This is a genomic window from Flavobacterium sp. (assembly GCF_025352015.1).
In the GTDB taxonomy this organism is placed as follows: Bacteria; Bacteroidota; Bacteroidia; order Flavobacteriales; family Flavobacteriaceae; genus Flavobacterium.
On the sequence record NZ_JANXUG010000045.1, the window covers coordinates 1 to 20,731 of the forward strand.

General features: G+C 35.2%; 15 protein-coding genes and 1 tRNA gene. 14 read left to right on the top strand and 2 right to left on the bottom strand.

Annotated features, from left to right (window positions below):
- Positions 1–9 precede the first annotated feature (9 nt).
- Positions 10–80, top strand: a tRNA-Gln gene (locus Q0Q96_RS04715).
- Positions 81–130: 50 nt separating this feature from the next.
- Here Q0Q96_RS04715 and Q0Q96_RS04720 read toward each other — a convergent pair.
- Positions 131–955, bottom strand: a complete 825-nt coding sequence (locus Q0Q96_RS04720) for a universal stress protein (protein ID WP_293872081.1) — start codon at positions 953–955, stop codon at positions 131–133.
- Positions 956–1,125: 170 nt separating this feature from the next.
- Here Q0Q96_RS04720 and rimP point away from each other — a divergent pair, with 170 nt between their 5' ends.
- The 3 genes from rimP to infB are packed head-to-tail and all read left to right on the top strand — an operon-like array spanning position 1,126 to position 5,670.
- A complete protein-coding gene (gene rimP / locus Q0Q96_RS04725) occupies positions 1,126–1,593 on the top strand; it encodes a ribosome assembly cofactor RimP (protein ID WP_293872082.1) in 468 nt (155 codons plus the stop codon).
- An 8-nt stretch (positions 1,594–1,601) separates the two neighbouring features.
- The gene (gene nusA / locus Q0Q96_RS04730; protein WP_293872083.1) at positions 1,602–2,843 is read left to right on the top strand and encodes a transcription termination factor NusA; all 1,242 of its coding nucleotides are present in this window, start codon (positions 1,602–1,604) and stop codon (positions 2,841–2,843) included.
- Positions 2,844–2,880: 37 nt separating this feature from the next.
- Positions 2,881–5,670, top strand: a complete 2,790-nt coding sequence (gene infB / locus Q0Q96_RS04735) for a translation initiation factor IF-2 (protein ID WP_293872084.1) — start codon at positions 2,881–2,883, stop codon at positions 5,668–5,670.
- A 473-nt stretch (positions 5,671–6,143) separates the two neighbouring features.
- On the opposite strand, the gene Q0Q96_RS04740 is transcribed toward infB, so the two are convergent.
- Positions 6,144–6,533, bottom strand: coding sequence for an SPOR domain-containing protein (locus Q0Q96_RS04740; RefSeq protein WP_293872085.1), 390 nt, complete (start codon positions 6,531–6,533; stop codon positions 6,144–6,146).
- A gap of 217 nt (positions 6,534–6,750) precedes the next feature.
- Between Q0Q96_RS04740 and Q0Q96_RS04745 the strand changes: the two genes are divergently transcribed.
- From Q0Q96_RS04745 to Q0Q96_RS04790, 10 genes are all read left to right on the top strand, one after another.
- Positions 6,751–8,091, top strand: coding sequence for a c-type cytochrome (locus Q0Q96_RS04745; protein ID WP_293872086.1), 1,341 nt, complete (start codon positions 6,751–6,753; stop codon positions 8,089–8,091).
- Between the two features lie 87 nt (positions 8,092–8,178).
- Positions 8,179–11,238: a TAT-variant-translocated molybdopterin oxidoreductase gene (locus Q0Q96_RS04750; RefSeq protein WP_293872087.1), complete on the top strand. Its 3,060-nt coding sequence runs from the start codon at positions 8,179–8,181 to the stop codon at positions 11,236–11,238.
- 102 nt (positions 11,239–11,340) lie between these two features.
- Positions 11,341–12,750 carry an NrfD/PsrC family molybdoenzyme membrane anchor subunit gene (gene nrfD, locus Q0Q96_RS04755; RefSeq protein ID WP_293872088.1) on the top strand — a complete coding sequence of 470 codons (1,410 nt, stop codon included), beginning with the start codon at positions 11,341–11,343 and terminating at the stop codon, positions 12,748–12,750.
- Positions 12,751–12,758: 8 nt separating this feature from the next.
- Positions 12,759–13,286, top strand: coding sequence for a DUF3341 domain-containing protein (locus Q0Q96_RS04760; protein ID WP_293872089.1), 528 nt, complete (start codon positions 12,759–12,761; stop codon positions 13,284–13,286).
- Between the two features lie 5 nt (positions 13,287–13,291).
- On the top strand, positions 13,292–13,852 hold the full coding sequence (locus tag Q0Q96_RS04765; RefSeq protein WP_293872090.1) for a cytochrome c: 561 nt from the start codon (positions 13,292–13,294) through the stop codon (positions 13,850–13,852).
- A 27-nt stretch (positions 13,853–13,879) separates the two neighbouring features.
- On the top strand, positions 13,880–15,223 hold the full coding sequence (locus Q0Q96_RS04770) for a quinol:cytochrome C oxidoreductase (RefSeq protein WP_293872091.1): 1,344 nt from the start codon (positions 13,880–13,882) through the stop codon (positions 15,221–15,223).
- 19 nt (positions 15,224–15,242) lie between these two features.
- A complete protein-coding gene (locus tag Q0Q96_RS04775; protein ID WP_293872092.1) occupies positions 15,243–16,427 on the top strand; it encodes a cytochrome c oxidase subunit II in 1,185 nt (394 codons plus the stop codon).
- Positions 16,428–16,454: 27 nt separating this feature from the next.
- Positions 16,455–18,248: a cbb3-type cytochrome c oxidase subunit I gene (locus tag Q0Q96_RS04780; protein WP_293872093.1), complete on the top strand. Its 1,794-nt coding sequence runs from the start codon at positions 16,455–16,457 to the stop codon at positions 18,246–18,248.
- An 80-nt stretch (positions 18,249–18,328) separates the two neighbouring features.
- Positions 18,329–19,351 carry a Holliday junction branch migration DNA helicase RuvB gene (ruvB, locus tag Q0Q96_RS04785; protein WP_293872095.1) on the top strand — a complete coding sequence of 341 codons (1,023 nt, stop codon included), beginning with the start codon at positions 18,329–18,331 and terminating at the stop codon, positions 19,349–19,351.
- 8 nt (positions 19,352–19,359) lie between these two features.
- The gene (locus tag Q0Q96_RS04790; RefSeq protein WP_293872094.1) at positions 19,360–20,706 is read left to right on the top strand and encodes a cytochrome P450; all 1,347 of its coding nucleotides are present in this window, start codon (positions 19,360–19,362) and stop codon (positions 20,704–20,706) included.
- Positions 20,707–20,731: the final 25 nt, after the last annotated feature.

Sequence of the window (20,731 nt, forward strand, 5' to 3'; positions counted from 1 at the left end):
AAACAAAACTGGTCTATGGTGTAATGGTAACACAACTGTTTTTGGTGCAGTCTTTCAAGGTTCGAGTCCTTGTAGACCAACAGAAAAGCCTCTCAATTTGAGAGGCTTTTTGCTTTTGTTAACGTAACTATTAAATTTTAAAGGTAACTACTGGTCTCAAAGCATGATTTACAAGGTCTTCACTTATACTACCATTAAAAAAATGTGCAATTCCCTTTCTGCCGTGAGTAGAAACTCCAATTAAATCAGCACTTATATGGTTTGAAAAATTTAATATTCCGTTTTCAACATTTACATCATTATAAATGTTGATAGAATATTTGTTGATGGTAAAGTTAGATACAAAGTTTTTCATGATTTCTTGCGCAACATGAGTTGGTTTGAAACTACTCGGAGTGTTAATCATCGCCAATTGTAATTCGGCTCCAAATTTATTGGCAAATTCTACCACTTTAGCAAATGGTTTTTTGATTTCATCTGTAAAATCGGAGGCAAAAACAAATTTATTTACATTGAATTCGCCTGCGTCTTTTTTAATAATCAAAACGGGCACTTCTGAATTCCGAACCACTTTTTCTGCATTCGAACCGATAAACATTTCTTTGAATCCGCTGGCGCCATGAGAACCCATCACTATTAAATCAGCACCATTTTTATCACTAACTTTCATTATTCCGTCAAAGGCTAATTCAAACTGAATAATTTCGGAAACTTTTAATCCTTCTAAACATTCATCATCCATCAATTCTTCTAATCTATTGATGGCAGAATTTTTAAAAAGCATTATCTCGGGCAAATCATGACCACTTCCTATGGCATCGCCAGCCTGATGAGGTAATTCTAACATGTGTAATAATAAAATTTCTCCACCATTTTTTTTAGCAATTTGGGAAGCAACTTTGAGCGCGTAATAAGCATGATCTGAAAAATCTGTAGGAACTAATATTTTTTTCATAGTTTAAAAATAAATTTTGGATTGTATAAAAATTAACACAATAAAGATATTATTTATTTTTGATTTAACAATGATTTTTGGTTTATAAAAAAATAACTATATTTGCATCGTTATTTATAATAAAAACTAAATAATGAGGGAAGCACTGCTTCCCTCTTTTTATACAACCTATGGTATTTAGAGATAAAATATTGAGTTTATTAGAAGAAGTATTGCAAGAAAATCCTAATTTATTTCTCGTGGACTTAAGTATTTCAGACAGTTACAAAATTACCGTAACATTGGATGGCGATACCGGTGTAAATCTGCAGGACTGCATAGCGGTTAGTCGTGCTATAGACTCTAATTTAGACCGCGAAGAACAAGATTTTTCACTCGAGGTAGCGTCGGCTGGAGTTTCGACACCATTAAAAATGGTTAGACAGTACAAAAAAAATATTGGTAGAACATTAAAGGTAAAAACAGCAACCGAAATTATAGAAGCTGTTTTAGAACAAGTTAGCGACGAACATATTACACTCTCTTGGCATGCAAGAGAGCCAAAAAAATTAGGAAAAGGAAAAGAGACGGTTCAAAAGACGGTAACTCTCCCTTATTTAGAGATAAAAGAAGCAATTGTTACAATAATATTTAATTAAAATTAAGCATGGAAAATATTGCATTAATCGATTCGTTTTCAGAGTTTAAAGACGACAAGTTTATTGATCGAGTAACCCTTATGGCGATTTTGGAAGATGTATTTAGAAACGCATTGAAAAAGAAATACGGTTCTGATGATAATTTTGACATTATTATCAATCCTGATAAAGGTGATATGGAAATATGGCAACGAAGAATTGTTGTTGCCGATGATGATTTAGATTTAGAACATCTAGAAATTACATTATCTGATGCTAGAAAAATTGAACCTGATTTTGAAATCGGAGAAGAAGTTTCTGAAGAAGTAAAATTGATAGATTTAGGAAGAAGAGCTATTTTAGCTTTGCGCCAAAATTTAATTTCAAAAATTCACGAACATGATAACACGAATCTTTACAAACAATTTAAAGATTTAATAGGCGAAATTTATACTGCCGAAGTCCATCATGTAAGACCTAGGGTAGTAATTTTGATTGACGATGAAGGGAATGAAATTATTTTACCTAAAGAAAAACAAATACCATCTGATTTTTTCCGTAAAGGAGATAACGTTAAAGGAATCATCGAAAGTGTTGAACTCAAAGGAAATAAACCACAAATTGTTATGTCAAGAACGGCAGATAAATTTCTGGAAAAATTATTCGAACAAGAAATTCCAGAAGTTTTTGACGGTTTGATTATGATTAAAAAAGTAGTAAGAATACCTGGCGAAAAAGCAAAAGTTGCCGTAGATTCTTATGATGACAGGATTGATCCTGTTGGGGCTTGTGTTGGTATGAAAGGGTCGAGAATCCACGGAATTGTTCGTGAATTAGGGAACGAAAATATAGACGTTATCAATTACACAACCAACCTGCAATTATATATTACAAGAGCATTAAGTCCCGCAAAAGTATCATCGGTTAAAATTGATGAAGAGAAAAAAAGAGCTGAAGTGTTCTTAAAACTAGAAGAAGTTTCTAAAGCTATAGGTCGTGGAGGACACAACATCAAATTAGCAGGGCTTTTGACGGGTTACGAATTAGACGTAATTAGAGAAGGAATTACAGCCGAAGAGGACGATGTTGAATTATCGGAGTTCTCGGACGAAATAGATGGATGGGTAATAGACGAATTTGCAAAAATAGGATTGGATACTGCCAGAAGTATTCTGAATCAAGACGTTGCTGATTTAGTACGACGAACCGATTTAGAAGAAGAAACTATTTTAGAAGTAATAAAAATATTGAAAGAAGAGTTTGAAGACTAATTTTTTCGCCCACAATTGATAACATTAAAAAGATTATATGTCTGAAGGAAATATTAGAATTAATAAAGTTTTAAGAGAGTTAAATATTTCTCTGGAAAGAGCTGTGGATTATCTTAAGGATAAAGGGATTGCTATTGAGGCAAGTCCAAACACGAAAATTTCTGATGATGTTTATACAATTCTTTGCGGACAATTTGCTGGTGACAAAGGCAATAAAGAAGCTTCCAAAGGCGTAAGTGAAGAAATTAAAAAAGAAAAAGAAGCGCTTCGTATAGAAAGAGAAAAAGAAATCGAAGACAAACGCAAACAAGACGAAGAAAGACAGAAACAACAAGAGTTGATAAAAGCCAAAGCAGTTGTAGCTGCTCCTGTACAAGTTGGCAAAATAGAACTAGAGCAAAAAACAAAAAACATAATTTCTCCTGCGCAAGCACCAAAACCTAAAATCCTTGAAAAGAAAGAAGTTGTTGCCAAAAAAGAAGAAAAATCCATAGCGGTTGACAAAGTAGTGCCTAAAGTTGTCGAACAAACGCAACCGGTTACTGAAGAGATTCTAATTGATGAAACGCACACAACACAATATCAAAATCTTACGGGTCCAGTCTTAACAGGTCAAAAAATTGATTTAGCTCAATTTAATAAACCTAAAAAGAAAAAAGAAGAGTTCAAAAAAGACGTTGCAAAACCAGCAGCTGGTACTCCAGCGACGGGACAAAATGCCGCTGCAAACAACAATAGTAATAACGCCAACAAAAACAAAAGAAAAAGAATATTACCAAAACCAGGAGAGGCAGGAAAACCTGCTATTTCTGGTGGTGGCGGAGGTAATGCTTTTGGACCTAATAAACCTGGCGGTGCAAATAAGCCTGGCGGTGGCTTTCAAAAAGGAAATCGTCCTGCAATCGTTCAAAAAGTAGAACCAACGGAAGAAGAAGTTAAAAACCAAATTAAAGAAACGTTAGAGCGTTTACAAGGTAAAGGGAACAAATCTAAAGCGGCTAAATACAGAAGAGATAAACGGGATACACACCGTCAAAAATCTGATGACGAACAAAGAGCCCTAGACGAAGGAAGCAAAACTATCAAAGTAACAGAATTCGTTACCGTTGGAGAAGTCGCTACGATGATGGATGTGCCTATTACAAAAGTAATTGGAACTTGCATGTCGCTCGGAATAATGGTGACTATGAATCAACGATTGGATGCCGAAACATTGTCAATTGTTGCCGATGAATTTGGATTTGAAGTAGAATTTATTACAACAGATATTGAAGATTCTATAGAAGTTGTAGAAGATAAAGAAGAAGATTTAGTTTCTCGTGCGCCAATTGTTACTGTAATGGGACACGTCGATCATGGTAAAACATCGTTGCTAGATTACATTCGAAAAGAGAATGTAATTGCAGGTGAATCGGGTGGAATAACCCAACACATTGGTGCCTATGCGGTTACTCTTGATGGAGGACAAAAAATAACGTTTTTGGACACACCTGGTCACGAAGCGTTTACCGCTATGCGTGCCCGTGGGGCTCAAGTTACCGATATTGCAATTATTGTTGTTGCGGCCGACGATGACATTATGCCTCAAACCAAAGAAGCTATTAGTCACGCACAAGCCGCTAATGTTCCCATGATATTTGCTATCAATAAAATAGATAAACAAGGGGCCAATCCCGAAAAGATTAAGGAAAAATTAGCTGCCATGAATTTATTGGTAGAAGATTGGGGAGGAAAATACCAATCGCATGATATTTCAGCAAAAAAAGGAACCGGCGTAAAAGAATTATTAGAAAAAGTTTTACTTGAAGCTGAAATTTTAGATTTAAAAGCAAACCCAAATAAATCTGCTGTAGGAACTGTTGTAGAAGCACAGTTAGACAAAGGAAGAGGTTATGTATCAACGATATTGGTACAATCCGGAACTTTAAAAGTGGGCGATTATGTATTGGCAGGAAAAAATCACGGTAAGGTGAAAGCGATGCACGATGAAAGAGGACATAATATTTTAACAGCAGGACCATCAACACCAATATCTATTTTAGGTTTGGATGGTGCCTCAACTGCTGGAGACAAGTTTAATGTATTTGAAGACGAAAGAGAAGCCAAACAAATTGCGACTAAACGTATTCAATTAATGCGTGAACAATCAGTGAGAACACAACGGCATATTACCTTGGCGGAGATTGGTCGTCGTATAGCATTAGGTCAATTTAAAGAATTAAACATTATTCTAAAAGGAGACGTTGATGGTTCTGTTGAAGCACTTTCGAGTGAGTTTTCTAAATTGTCTACAGATGAAATTCAAATCAATATTATTCATAAAGGAGTAGGTGCTATTACAGAAACCGATGTAATGTTGGCTTCTGCATCTGACGCTATTATAATAGGATTTAATGTCCGTCCCGCTGGAAATGCACGTCAATTGGCTCAAAAAGAAGAAATCGATATCAGAAATTATTCAATTATTTATGACGCTATCAATGATTTGAAAGATGCAATGGAAGGCATGCTTTCGCCAGAAATGAAAGAAGAAATTACCGGAACGGCAGAGATAAGAGAGCTATTCAAAGTGTCTAAAATAGGAACTATTGCCGGATGTATGGTTACGGATGGTAAAATTTTTAGAAACTCAAAAATCCGAATCATTCGTGAAGGCGTTGTTATTTTCACAGGCGAATTATCTACACTAAAGCGTTTTAAAGACGATGTGAAAGATGTGTCAAAAGGTTATGATTGCGGAATGCAAATCAAAAATTACAACGATATTGAACAACTTGACATTATTGAAGCGTTCCAAGAAGTGGAAGTGAAAAAAAAGATGAAGTAAAACGAATGAAAATCCCGAACAATCGAGATTTTTTTATTTAGATTTGTTTTGGAGTTATACTGTTTTATAGAAGATAAGGATGAATAAAGAGACAAGAATAGAACAGAACAAAATATATTTTTCTAATGAGAAATGAGTAAAATGTATTTATTCAATATAAAATTCTGTTCTTCATAATAATATTTTAATTCTTCTCATGGAACCCCGATGAATATTGAATATAATAGAAATGTTATTGCTTATGATAACAAAGGAATGAGTTATAGCAAATAGAAAATATATTTCCAATTGATAGTTGCCCTTACAACATGATTAAAATAGACGAGAATGAATTGTTGCACTTGTATAATTGGTATGGTTTTGTGGTAAAATTAAATCCTATAAATGGAAATATTGTTGATAGTATTTTTACTAAATGAGTCAATTCCCTAAAATTATAAATAATAAAAAAAACCAAATTATTAAGGGATTTTCTATTTATTCGGCTTTATCAAAAAAGCATTCGGATATTTTTTCTTTAAATCGTTGAGGTTTTTTTCGGCTTCTATCCGAGTTTTGAAATTCCCTACCCAAACTTTATACAATGGTGTGCTGAAAACAATTGTGGCATCCATGTTTTTGTTTTCCCTTTTAAAATCTAACAATGTTTTTTTAGAAGCTTCAGTATCGCCATTAAAAATCTGAATTTTATAACGGTCATTTATGGTGATAGAACTGTTTATTTTTCTTTTCTCGTTCAAAAGTTGTTCAAACTTCGGGTCTTGTGTAACGGTAACTTTCCCAACTTGACAGTGACTTTTTTGTGATAATAATAAAAGAACAGTGAGCGATAAATACAACGTTACTTTAGATAAATTTGACATAATGATTTGATTTTTATACAAATGTAAAACTTAATAAATTAAACAAAACAGAAAACATTATTTAGAATTAATATAAATTGAGATTTAAGCTATATTTAGGGTTTTGAGAATAGTTCTTAAGTCGTATTTTTGTGCAGGTTTTTAAGAATGCATTGGTTTTTACTGGAAATTTGCCAAATAAAACCATGCCAAAAGTAGTAGATAATCACTATATTTTATGAAAAAAGTGGGTAACCATAATTCGATTTCAAGGAAAATACTCTTCAGTTTAGCATTAATGCTAACATTATCCTTCACTTCATTTTCACAAACACCACCACCAGCTCCAGCAAAAATGGCAGCTACACCAGTTGTAGCCGCAGCGGTTGCCACTCCTGGAGGTGATGCTGTAGCCGGAAAGGCATTGTTTAATGGCAATTGTGCTGCTTGTCACAATTTAGACAAGAAAATGACAGGGCCAGCATTAAGAGGCGTGACAGGACGTCACACTAAAGATTGGTTTTATTCTTGGATTGCCAACAGTTCTGCGTTGATAAAATCAGGTGATCCAGATGCCGTTAAACTATGGGCAGAATATAAGCCGTCAGTAATGACAGCCTTTCCTCAATTGTCTAAACAAGATGTTGATAATATTTTGGCTTACACCAATGAGCCAAAACCTGAAGCTCCGAAAAGTGCGGCACCGACCGCAGGTCCGCCCGGAACTGTAGCAAGCGTAGGTGGAATTTCAAATAATGTTATCCTCGGTGCTTTAGCTGTTGTAATGTTGATGTTAGTTATTATGTTGTTGTTAGTAAACAATGTTTTAATTAAAGTAGCTAAATCAAATGGTATAGAAATATCCAAAAAAGAACCAACATTACCCATCTGGAAAGCGTTTGCTAAAAATCAATTCTTGGTATTTGTAACTACAGTATTTATGATATTGGCGAGTGGTTATTTAGTGTATGGTTACTTAATGCAAATAGGTATCGATCAAAACTATCAACCTATTCAACCTATTCATTATTCTCACAGAATACATGCCGGTAGTAATGGTATTAATTGTAAATATTGTCACTCTGCAGCTAGAGTTAGTAAAAATGCTGGAATTCCTTCTTTAAATGTCTGCATGAACTGTCACAAAAACATTGCTGAAGTTTCAGATACAACTGCAACCCCAGAATATTCTAAAGCATTCTATGATGGAGAAATTAAAAAGCTTTACACTGCTGTAGGTTGGGATGGATCTAAATATACCGGAAAAAGTAGTCCTGTTAAATGGGTTCGAATTCATAATTTGCCTGATTTTGCTTATTTCAATCACTCACAACACGTAACAGTAGCGGGTATTGAGTGTCAAAAGTGCCACGGGCCAGTTCAAACCTATGAAATTCAGAAACAATTTGCTCCTTTAACTATGGGATGGTGTATAAATTGCCATCGAGTAACCGAAGTTAAAATGCAAGGAAACGCTTATTATGACAAAATTCATGCAGAACTTTCTAAAAGATACGGTGTAGATAAATTGACTGCTGCACAAATGGGTGGTTTAGAATGTGGTAAATGTCATTATTAATTTGCGAGTTTTTTATTTGTAAAACAAATAACTGAATATCTTAAATACTGAAAAAAAAATAAATTAAGAAGCTAATATTTATATACGATGTCATCGAACAAAAAATACTGGAAAAGTGTTGAAGAACTAGACGAAAACAGTTCTATTGTTGAGACGCTTAAAAATAATGAATTTGTAGAAGAAATTCCAATTACTGAATTTTTATCTGATAAGGACTCATTATCTTCCTCTTCAACAACTCGTCGTGATTTCTTGAAATACGTCGGATTTACTACAGCAGCCGCAACTTTAGCTGCTTGTGAAGGGCCAGTACACAAATCAATACCTTATGTTTTGCAACCAGAGCAAATCATTCCGGGTGTTGCTGATTACTATGCAACTTCTATGTTTGACGGATTCGATTTCGCTAATTTATTAGTTAAAACAAGAGAAGGGCGTCCTATAAAAGTAGAAAATAATATTTTAACAGGTGCAAAATTTGCTGCCAATGCAAGAGTTCATGCCTCGGTACTGTCTTTATATGACGGCATGCGTTTGAAAAGAACCAAAGTGGCTCAAAAAGAAGCTACTTGGCAAGAAGCTGATTTAAAAATAAAAGCAAGTTTAGCAGAAGCTAAAGCTAAAGGAGGTCAAATTGTTTTACTAACAAATACCCTTGCAAGTCCATCAACGGAAAAGCTAATCGTGGAATTTATTGCTAAAAACTCCAGTGCAAAACACGTTGTTTATGACGCAGTTTCTGAATCGGCAGCATTAGATGCTTTCGAAACAGTCTACGGAGAAAGAGCCTTGGTAGATTATGATTTTTCTAAATCAAATACTATAGTTTCGCTTGACGCAGATTTTTTAGGGGATTGGCAAGGCGGAAGTTATGATGTAGGATATGCAAAAGGAAGAATCCCTCAAGCAGGAAAAATGTCAAAACATTATCAGTTTGAAGCTAACATGACTTTATCTGGAGCTGCTGCGGATAAGCGTGTCCCAATGACCATTGCTAATCAAAAACAATCTTTAGTTAAAATATACAATGTCATTACAGGTTCTTCGGTATCAACCAAAAAAGTAGATAACGAAGACGAAGTTATGAAAGCAGCTCAACAATTGAAAGCAGCAGGGAGCAAAGGACTTTTGGTTTCTGGCATCCAAGACAAAAATGCGCAGTTACTTGTTTTAGCTATAAATAAAACATTAGCTAGTGAAGCATTTTCAACTATCGGAACACGTCAAATTAGAAAAGGATCTAACGAAAAAGTTACCCAATTAATTGCTGATATGAATGCAGGAAACGTGCACACTTTAATCATGAGTGACGTAAATCCGGTTCACACATTAGCGGAATCCGCAAAATTCATAAAAGGATTAAAAAAAGTAAAATTATCTGCTGCATTTTCTTTGAGAGAAGATGAGACCGCATCTATTGCCAATATTGCTATTCCTGCGCCACACTATTTAGAAATATGGAACGATTTAATGTTGACTAAAGGAACTTATTCTTTGACGCAACCGACCATTCGTCCGTTATTTAGTTCTAAACAGTTTCAAGAGGCATTGTTATCTTGGAATGGTAATAGCGGGGATTATTATGATTATATAAAAAAAACAGCGGCTAGTTATTTGAATGGTGCTACTTGGAACAAAGTGCTTCACGATGGGATTGCCGTTGGAACAGTTGGTAGCGCATCTAGTGGTTCTGCAGATTTTGCTTCAGCGGCTAATGCTTTAGCAGCATCTTCGCCTTCAAATGGTTTTGAATTAGTTTTATATACCAAAACAGGTTTAGGTGATGGTCAACAAGCAAACAATCCATGGTTGCAAGAGTTGCCAGATCCAATTACAAGAGTCTCTTGGGATAATTATGTTACGGTTTCACAAGCTGACGCCAAAACAATGGGTCTTGAAAACAGAATTGTTGCCAATGGTGGACTTAACGGAAGCTATGCAACCTTAACTGTTAATGGCATAAAATTGGAAAAAGTTCCTGTTATCGTTCAGCCTGGACAAGCCAAAGGCACTTTAGGAATGGCTTTAGGTTACGGAAAAAAAACAGGATTAAAAGAAGAAATGCAAGTTGGACTTAATGCCTATGCATTTTATGCCAATTTCAATAATATACAATCAGCTTCTATTAAAAAAGAAAGTGGAGAACATGAGTTTGCTTGTGTTCAATCCCAAAAAACCTTAATGGGAAGAGGGGATATTATTAAAGAAACAACTTTGACAATTTTTAATACTAAAGATGCTAAAGAATGGAATGAAGTTCCAATGGTTTCTTTGGATCATAAAGAAGTAGAGGCAACAAAAGTAGATTTATGGGAATCATTCGATCGTTCAGTTGGACATCATTTTAATCTTTCTATTGATTTAAATGCGTGTACTGGCTGCGGTGCATGCGTTATTGCTTGTCATGCAGAAAATAACGTTCCAGTTGTTGGAAAAGCCGAAATAAGAAGGAGCCGAGATATGCACTGGTTGCGTATTGATAGATATTATTCGTCCGAAGATACTTTTGCTGGTGATAATGAGAAAAAAGAAAACTTCGATGGATTATTTGGAAAAAAAGGTTCGTTAGGAGGATTTGGTGAAATGGAAAATCCTGCGGTTAATCCGCAAGTGTCATTTCAACCCGTAATGTGTCAACATTGTAATCATGCGCCTTGCGAAACAGTTTGCCCCGTGGCAGCAACGTCTCACGGTCGTCAGGGACAAAATATGATGGCGTATAACCGATGTGTTGGTACTCGTTATTGTGCGAACAACTGTCCTTATAAAGTACGTCGTTTTAACTGGTTCTTGTATAATAACAATGACGAGTTTGATTTTCATATGAACAATGATTTAGGACGTATGGTTATTAATCCAGATGTTAATGTGCGTTCTCGTGGGGTTATGGAAAAATGTTCACTGTGTATTCAAAGAACACAAGCAACAATTTTGACAGCAAAACGTGAAGGTAGAGAAGTCAACGTTGATGAATTCCAAACCGCTTGTTCAGCTGCATGTGCTACAGGGGCAATGGTATTTGGTGATATAAATAATAAAGAAAGCCAGATTACAAAATTGGCTGAAGATAAAAGAATGTACCATTTGCTAGAAAGTGTGGGTACCAAACCAAATGTGTTTTATCACGTAAAAGTTAGAAACACATAATCAACGCAGTAATAAAAAAAAGAATAATTGTAAACTATAGAAAAGTAGGTAAAATGGTTTTTACAAATCTAAAATCCGAAATCTAAAATCTGAAATAAAATTATGTCGTCTCATTACGAAGCACCCATTAGAAAACCATTAGTTATAGGTGATAAATCTTATCACGATGTTACTGTAGATGTCGCTGCGCCAGTCGAAGGAAGAGCTAATAAACAGTGGTGGACTGTATTTTCTATCGCATTACTTGCTTTCCTTTGGGGAATTTCATGTATCATTTATACCGTTTCAACAGGAATAGGAACGTGGGGTTTAAATAAAACAGTAGGTTGGGCTTGGGATATAACTAACTTCGTTTGGTGGGTTGGAATTGGACATGCAGGAACACTTATTTCTGCCGTATTGTTATTGTTCCGACAAAGATGGAGAATGGCAATTAACCGTTCTGCAGAAGCAATGACTATTTTCTCGGTAATACAAGCAGGTTTATTTCCAATCATTCACATGGGTCGTCCATGGTTGGCATATTGGGTTTTGCCTATCCCAAATCAATTTGGTTCATTGTGGGTAAACTTTAATTCACCCTTACTTTGGGATGTATTTGCAATTTCAACGTATCTATCTGTATCACTAGTTTTTTGGTGGACAGGGTTACTACCCGATTTTGCAATGTTAAGAGATAGAGCTGTTACTCCTTTTACAAAAAAAATATATACTATTTTGAGTTTTGGTTGGAGCGGAAGAGCAAAAGATTGGCAACGGTTTGAAGAAGTATCTCTAGTTTTAGCTGGACTAGCCACACCGCTTGTGCTTTCTGTGCACACTATTGTATCTTTTGACTTTGCTACATCAGTTGTTCCAGGTTGGCATACCACTATTTTTCCGCCTTACTTTGTTGCTGGCGCAGTGTTCTCTGGATTTGCTATGGTAAACACCTTGCTTATTATAATGAGAAAAGTGTCTAATCTTGAAGATTACATCACCGTTCAGCACATTGAATTGATGAACATTGTAATTATGATTACAGGTTCTATTGTTGGTGTGGCTTATATCACGGAATTGTTTGTAGCATGGTATTCTGGAGTAGAATATGAACAATATGCTTTCTTGAATAGAGCTACTGGACCATATTGGTGGGCATATTGGTCGATGATGACTTGTAACGTTTTCTCACCTCAATTTATGTGGTTCAAAAAATTGAGAACAAGTATTATGTTTTCTTTTATAATTTCAATAGTAGTAAATATAGGAATGTGGTTTGAGCGTTTTGTAATTATTGTAACCTCATTACACAGAGATTATTTGCCATCGTCTTGGACAATGTTTCAGCCTACTTTTGTTGATGTTGGAATATTTACAGGAACGATTGGTTTCTTCTTTGTATTATTCTTATTGTATGCTAGAACCTTCCCTGTAATTGCTCAAGCAGAAGTTAAAACAATTTTGAAATCTTCGGGAGAAAATTTTAAAAGACAAAGGGAGTTAGAAAGTCATAATCATTCAGATAAACATTAATAATTGCTATGAGTAGTAATAAAGTTATACACGCTATATATAATGATGATGATGTATTGATGCATGCAGTTCACAAAACAAGAGCCGCTCATCATCACATTGAAGAAGTCTTTACACCTTTTCCTGTGCACGGTTTAGATAAAGCTATGGGGATTGCACCAACACGGCTAGCCATTTGTTCTTTTATTTATGGATGTATCGGGTTAGCAGTTGCTACAACCATGATGGATTATATTATGATTCAGGATTGGCCACAAGATATTGGAGGAAAACCTAGTATGAGCTACATACAAAACATGCCTGCATTTGTACCAGTCATGTTTGAAATGACTGTATTCTTTGCAGCACACCTTATGGTAATTACTTTTTATATGAGAAGTAAATTATGGCCATTTAAAAAGCCTGAAAATCCAGATGTACGAACTACAGATGATCATTTTTTGATGGAAGTAGCTGTCAAAGATAACGAAGCTGAATTGGTAGAGTTTTTTCAAGCCACAGGAGCAGTAGAAGTTAAAGTAATTGATAAGCATTAACAGATATGAAAAGTTTATATAAAATAGCATTAGTAATAGGCATTGTGTTTTCGCTAGCTTCTTGCAAAGACGATAAGAAACCCAATTACCAATATATGCCCAACATGTATGAGTCTGTAGCGTATGAAACTTATGCAGAATCTAATGCTTTCAATTCGCCAACAGGATTAAAAGGTAAAGAAGGGCAACTGCCACCTAGCGGATCAATTAAAAGAGGGTTTATTCCTTATGAAATTCCTAACTCCACAGAAGGATATAATTTTTCAAAATCAATTGTTAAATCGCCATTAGATTCTACAGCTATTGATATGAAAAAAGCAGAAGAATTATTTGGTATTTATTGTGCTATTTGTCATGGAACAGCTGGTAATGGTAAGGGGAAGCTAGTTACTCAAGAAAAGATATTAGGCGTGCCTAGTTATGCTGACAGACAAATTTCAATAGGAAGTATATATCACGTACAAACCTACGGGTTGAATTCAATGGGTTCTTATGCAAACCAGTTGAATCAAAAAGAACGTTGGATGATTGCTGCTTATGTTCTTGAACTTAAAAGCAAATTATAATTGTAGAACAAACTGATTGTTATAAATATGTATACATTTTCAAGTAAATTAAAAACATTTTCTTTCGTCTTAATGCTCATCGGAGTGTTAGGAATTGGGTATGGTTTTTTGACCTCACCAAAATCAATTCAAGACGTTGAGACACTACTTGCTAACGAAAGTCATGGACACGGTAATGCTCATGAATCAAATGCTGAAAAACATGTAGGTGTTCAAAATGAAGAAATGCAAAAGTTACAGGCAGAGCATAAAGAACATGTACTACACGTTTTTCATCAATTGCAGAATAAACCTTGGGCATCTTTGTATGTTGCGTGTTTGTTTTTTATGTTGATTTCGCTTGGAGCGTTAGCTTTTTATGCAATTCAGCAAGTGGCACAAGCAGGATGGTCTCCTGTATTATTTAGAGTGATGCAAGGTATTACTTCTTATTTATTACCGGGATCAATCATTTTCTTTATACTATTGCTTGCGTCAGGTTTTCATTTAAATCATCTTTTCATTTGGATGAATGAAGGGGTGACTAAAATTGGTCATGAAAATTATGATAAGATGATTGCTGGTAAATCAGGTTATCTAAATTTTCCATTCTGGATTATTAGAGCTATTTTATTTTTAACAGTTTGGAATTTGTACCGTTATTTTTCAAGAAAAAATTGTTTGGCACAAGATGAAGCTAATGACAATAGTTGTTACAAAAAGAACTTTAAAATGTCAGCAGCATTTTTAGTATTCTTTATCGTTTCTGAATCGATCATGTCTTGGGATTGGATTATGTCAGTAGACCCGCATTGGTTTAGCACCTTGTTTGGTTGGTATGTTTTTGCTAGCTTCTTTGTGAGTGGAATAACCGCTATACAGATGGTAACTTTATACTTAAAATCTAAAGGTTATTTAGAAAACGTAAACTCAAGCCACATTCACGATTTATCAAAATTCATGTTTGGTATAAGTGTTTTTTGGACCTACTTATGGTTTTCACAATTTATGTTGATTTGGTATGCTAATATTCCTGAAGAAGTAACCTATTTTATAACCAGAATTAATGAGTACGGAATAACTTTTTGGGGCGCTGTAGCCATGAATTTTGTATTTCCAATTTTATTATTAATTAATACTGATTTTAAACGTATTGCCTGGATTATTGTTATGGCTGGATTGGTTATACTTATTGGGCATTACATTGACTTTTTCAATATGATTATGCCAGCAACAGTTGGAGATAGATGGTTAATTGGTATACCTGAAATTTCAGCATTAGCATTCTTTTTTGGATTATTTATTTATGTTGTATTCAACGCACTAACAAAAGCACCGTTAGTTCCAAAACGAAATCCGTTCATAGAAGAAAGTAAACATTTTCATTATTAATATTTAAATTAAATTACAAATGACAACTCTTTTGGTACTTATAGTTGTAGTTTTATTGGCAGTTGCCTTGTGGCAATTAACTAAAATATTCGACTTAACACAAGTTGGGGTAAAAGTTAATGTCTCACAAGTTGCTGATGATAATGATAATAAAATTAATGGTTACCTAATGTTTGGCTTTCTATGTTTTATTTATTTAACAACTATTTTTTGTGTCGTAAATTATGGTAAGTTTCCCTTAATTGGAGGTTCAGCTTCGGCTCATGGACCTCAAATTGATAATCTTATGGCCATTACGATGGGTTTAATTTTTGTTGTGCAAACCATTACACAGGCTTTATTACATTATTTTGCTTTTAAATATAGAGGAAGACAAGGACAACAAGCACTTTATTTTGCAGACAGTAATAAGTTAGAATTTATATGGAGTATCATCCCCGCTATTGTATTAGCAGTGTTAATACTTTACGGATTATATGCGTGGACAAACATTATGTTTGTTAGTGAAAAAGATGATAAAAACGCCATCGTCATCGAATTGTATGCACAACAGTTCAAATGGACCGCAAGATATTCTGGTAAAGATGATGTATTAGGAAAAGCTAATGTCAGATATATTGAAGGTGTAAATAGTTTAGGAGTTGATTTATCAGATCCAAATGCACAAGATGATTTCATAGCTACAGAACTACACATTCCAAAAGGAACTAGAATTATTTTTAAACTACGTTCACAGGATGTATTGCACTCTATGTACATGCCACACTTTAGAGCACAAATGAACTGCGTTCCAGGAATGGTAACTAATTTTTCATTCATACCTACAGTAACTACTGCCGAAATGAGAGATACTCCCGATATGATTGAGAAAGTAGCGAATATAAATAGTATAAGAGCGCAAAAAAGTATCGATCTAGTAGCAAAGGGAGAAGTTCCATTAGACCCATACATCTTTGATTATTTATTATTGTGTAACAAAATTTGTGGTGCTTCGCATTATAACATGCAAATGAAAATTGTTGTTGACACACCGCAAGAATTCAAAGCTTGGTTAAAAGAAAACGCACCTAAAACAATTATTCAGGCTGTTAAAACTGCTGCTGCAGAAGCAAAAACAACCGACGAAAAAGCAACATCATCAAAAGATTCAATGTCTGCCAAAAGCAACGATACAACACAAGTTGCTAAAGCCGAAATGAAATAATTATAAAAACATTAAAAGTTAGCCTCTATGTCAGCAATAGCTCACGATCACGGACACGACGAACACGAACACCACCATAAAGATACGTTCATTACTAAATACATTTTTAGTATTGACCACAAAATGATTGCCAAACAGTATTTAATTACTGGGATTATTATGGGAGTTATAGGTGTGGGAATGTCTATGCTTTTCAGAATGCAGTTAGCATGGCCTGAAGAATCTTTTAAAATATTTACTTTCTTTTTGGGTGAGAAATTTGCTCCAAACGGAGTAATGACAAACGAAATATATTTATCATTAATCACAATCCACGGAACCATCATGGTATTCTTTGTATTGACAGCGGCATTGAGTGGTACTTTTAGTAATTTGTTAATTCCACTTCAAATTGGAGCGCGAGATATGGCATCGGGTTTGTTAAATATGATTTCCTACTGGTTGTTTTTCCTTTCTAGCGTTATCATGGTTTCTTCTTTATTTGTCGAATCTGGCCCGGCTAATGCAGGATGGACGATTTACCCACCCTTAAGTGCCTTGCCACAAGCCGTTTCGGGTTCAGGAACTGGTATGACTTTATGGTTGGTTTCTATGGCTATATTTATAGCAGCTTCCTTATTAGGATCTTTAAATTATATTGTAACCGTAATCAATTTGAGAACAAAGGGGATGTCAATGACAAGACTACCTCTAACAATTTGGGCTTTCTTTATTACAGCTGTTATCGGTGTGATATCGTTTCCTGTATTACTTTCGGCTGCTTTAATGTTAATAATGGATAGAAGTTTTGGTACTTCCTTCTTTTTGTCGGATATCTATATTGCTGGTGAAGTATTGCATTATCAAGGTGGTTCGCCAGTATTATTTGAGCATTTATTTTGGTTCCTTGGGCATCCCGAAGTTTATATCATTTTGCTACCAGCACTTGGCATCACTTCAGAAGTGATTGCAACCAATTCTCGTAAACCTATTTTTGGTTATAGAGCCATGATTATGTCGATAATTGCTATTGCTTTCTTATCTACAATCGTTTGGGGTCACCACATGTTTATATCGGGAATGAATCCATTTTTGGGGTCAGTATTTACATTTACTACATTATTAATTGCGATTCCTTCGGCAGTAAAAGCCTTTAATTACATCACCACGTTGTGGAAAGGGAACTTGCAGTTGAATCCAGCTATGCTTTTCTCCATTGGTTTAGTTTCTACTTTTATTACTGGCGGATTAACAGGAATTATTCTGGGAGATAGCACGCTAGATATTAATGTCCACGATACTTATTTTGTGGTAGCACACTTCCATTTGGTAATGGGTATATCTGCACTTTACGGAATGTTCGCAGGGATTTACCATTGGTTTCCCAAAATGTTTGGTAGAATGTTGAATAAAAATTTAGGTTATATTCACTTTTGGGTAACTGCTGTAAGTGCTTATGGCGTTTTCTTTCCTATGCACTTTATAGGAATGGCAGGATTGCCTAGAAGATATTACACCAATACCAACTTTCCCTTGTTTGACGATTTGCAAAACGTAAATGTTATTATAACCATGTTTGCATTAATAGGCGGTGCTTTCCAATTGGTTTTCTTGTACAATTTCTTCAGTAGTATTTTCTACGGAAAAAGAACCGTTCAAAATCCTTGGAAATCAAACACATTGGAATGGACAGCTCCGATTGAACACATGCACGGAAACTGGCCAGGAGAAATTCCGCATGTGTACAGATGGCCTTACGATTACAGTAAGCCAGGCCATGATGAAGACTTCGTTCCTCAAAATGTTCCAATGAAACCTGGTGAAGAACAGTTACATCACTAATCTTTTTACAACTATAAAAAATGCCTTTCCTGTCGAAAGGCATTTTTATTTACATACAAACTTTATCTTATATTTGTGCTATGAACGAAAATCTCAATCCAACCAACGATAATTTTAATCCCGAAGAACTTGACCTCGAAAAAAAGTTAAGACCTTTAACCTTTGATGATTTTACGGGTCAGGAGCAAGTGTTAGATAATCTAAAAGTATTTGTAGAAGCTGCCAATCAAAGAGATGAAGCACTAGACCATACGCTTTTTCATGGGCCACCAGGATTGGGAAAAACCACATTAGCCAATATTTTGGCAAATGAATTGGGAGTAGGAATCAAGATTACATCGGGTCCAGTATTGGATAAACCAGGAGATTTAGCTGGTTTACTAACAAATCTTGAAGTACGTGATGTGTTGTTCATAGATGAAATTCATCGCTTAAGCCCTGTTGTTGAAGAGTATTTATATTCAGCCATGGAGGATTTTAAAATTGATATTATGATTGAATCTGGACCGAATGCGCGAACCGTTCAAATCAATTTAAATCCATTTACTCTTGTTGGCGCTACCACGCGTTCGGGATTATTAACAGCGCCAATGCGTGCCCGTTTCGGGATTCAGAGTCGTTTACAATATTATAACACCGAACTTTTAACTACAATCGTCCAAAGAAGTGCCAGCATTTTGAAAATGCCAATCACTATGGAAGCAGCTATAGAAATTGCAGGAAGAAGCAGAGGAACTCCTCGTATCGCAAACGCACTTTTGCGCCGTGTCCGTGACTTTGCCCAAATAAAAGGCAACGGAAAAATAGATATCGAAATTGCAAAATATGCCTTGAAAGCGTTGCATGTTGATGCACACGGTTTGGACGAAATGGATAACAAAATATTGATTACCATTATAGATAAATTCAAAGGTGGCCCGGTTGGATTATCAACATTGGCAACAGCCGTTTCCGAAAGTGGAGAAACTATAGAAGAAGTGTACGAACCCTTCTTAATCCAGGAAGGCTTTATTCATAGAACACCCAGGGGTAGAGAAGTTACCGAGAAAGCGTACAAACATTTAGGGAAGATTAACACCAATATACAAGGAGGACTTTTTTAGTTTGCATTATGTCAGGAAATAAGAAATATACTTATCCAAAACAACTTTCGATAATTCGATTTCTATTCAATGCTGAAAGTATCCGTAAAAATCCAATTCCGTTTCACAAAAAGTACTTTGACCAGTTTGGTGATACTTTTTCTCTACAGATTGGCAAAACTAAACACGTCATTCTGTCAAGAGACAACAAGGTTGCTGAATATATATTGCAGAAGAACCAAAAGAATTTCCAAAAATCAGAACTGCAAACCAAATTCATTTCCAAATATCTTGGTAAAGGATTGTTAACAGCCAATGGCGATTTTTGGTTTAAGCAACGAAGGTTAATCCAACCTGCATTTCACAAGCAGAAGATGAATCAATTGGTTAATAATATGCAGCAAACAATCGTTTCCGAATTAAAGGATTTGTCCGAAAATAAATCGCTAGCATTATTTCCAGTCATGAATCAGCTTGCATTTAATGTGGTCGCAAAATCGTTGTTCCATATATCAGCAAACGAGGAAAAACTGAATAGATTGAAGCTAATTATACTTCAGGTTCAGGAATTTTTAATAAAGGAAATCCGATTGCCCTATAAAGCACTATGGTTTAAGATTAGCGGACAAATAAAAAAACATCAGCAATTAGCATTGGAAAGTGATTCGATTATCAAGGAAATTGTGGAAGATCGTATTAATTCCGGAACCAAACAAAATGATTTGCTCGACATGCTTCTCGAAACCCGCTATGAAGATTCAGGCGAAGGAATGTCAACACAGCAATTGATAGATGAAATTAAAATCCTGTTTATTGCCGGGCATGAAACATCCGCAAATGCAATGACTTTTACGCTGCAACTTTTAGGAAATTATCCCGAAATCCAGCAGAAAGTCTTTAAGGAATTAACCGAAATTGAATCACAAACTGATGATGTTATTGAGCAGCTTCAGAAAATGACTTATACCAATGCTGTCATTAACGAATCTATGCGATTGTATCCGCCGGCTTGGATTACCGATCGTGAAAATATAGAAGACGATGAATTTTTAGGATATCATATAAAAGACAAAACACTGATTGGCGTTTCTTTTTACGAATTACACCGAAATCCAAAGTATTGGAATAATCCAGAAGAATTCAACCCGGAACGGTTTCTTGATGAGCAGAAAAAAGAATCATACAAGTATTTTTATCCCTTTAGCGCCGGACCTCGAATGTGCATCGGACTTGGTTTTGCGATGTATGAAATGAGCCTGACGCTTTCCCATATTGTAAAAAAATACAATGTCACTTCTGCAAATAAGGATATTCAGATCAATCCGTTGATTACCTTGAAACCTGTTGGTGCTTTCGTAACTTTCTCAAAAAGATGATTGCAGACTCTAGAAAAAACGACTA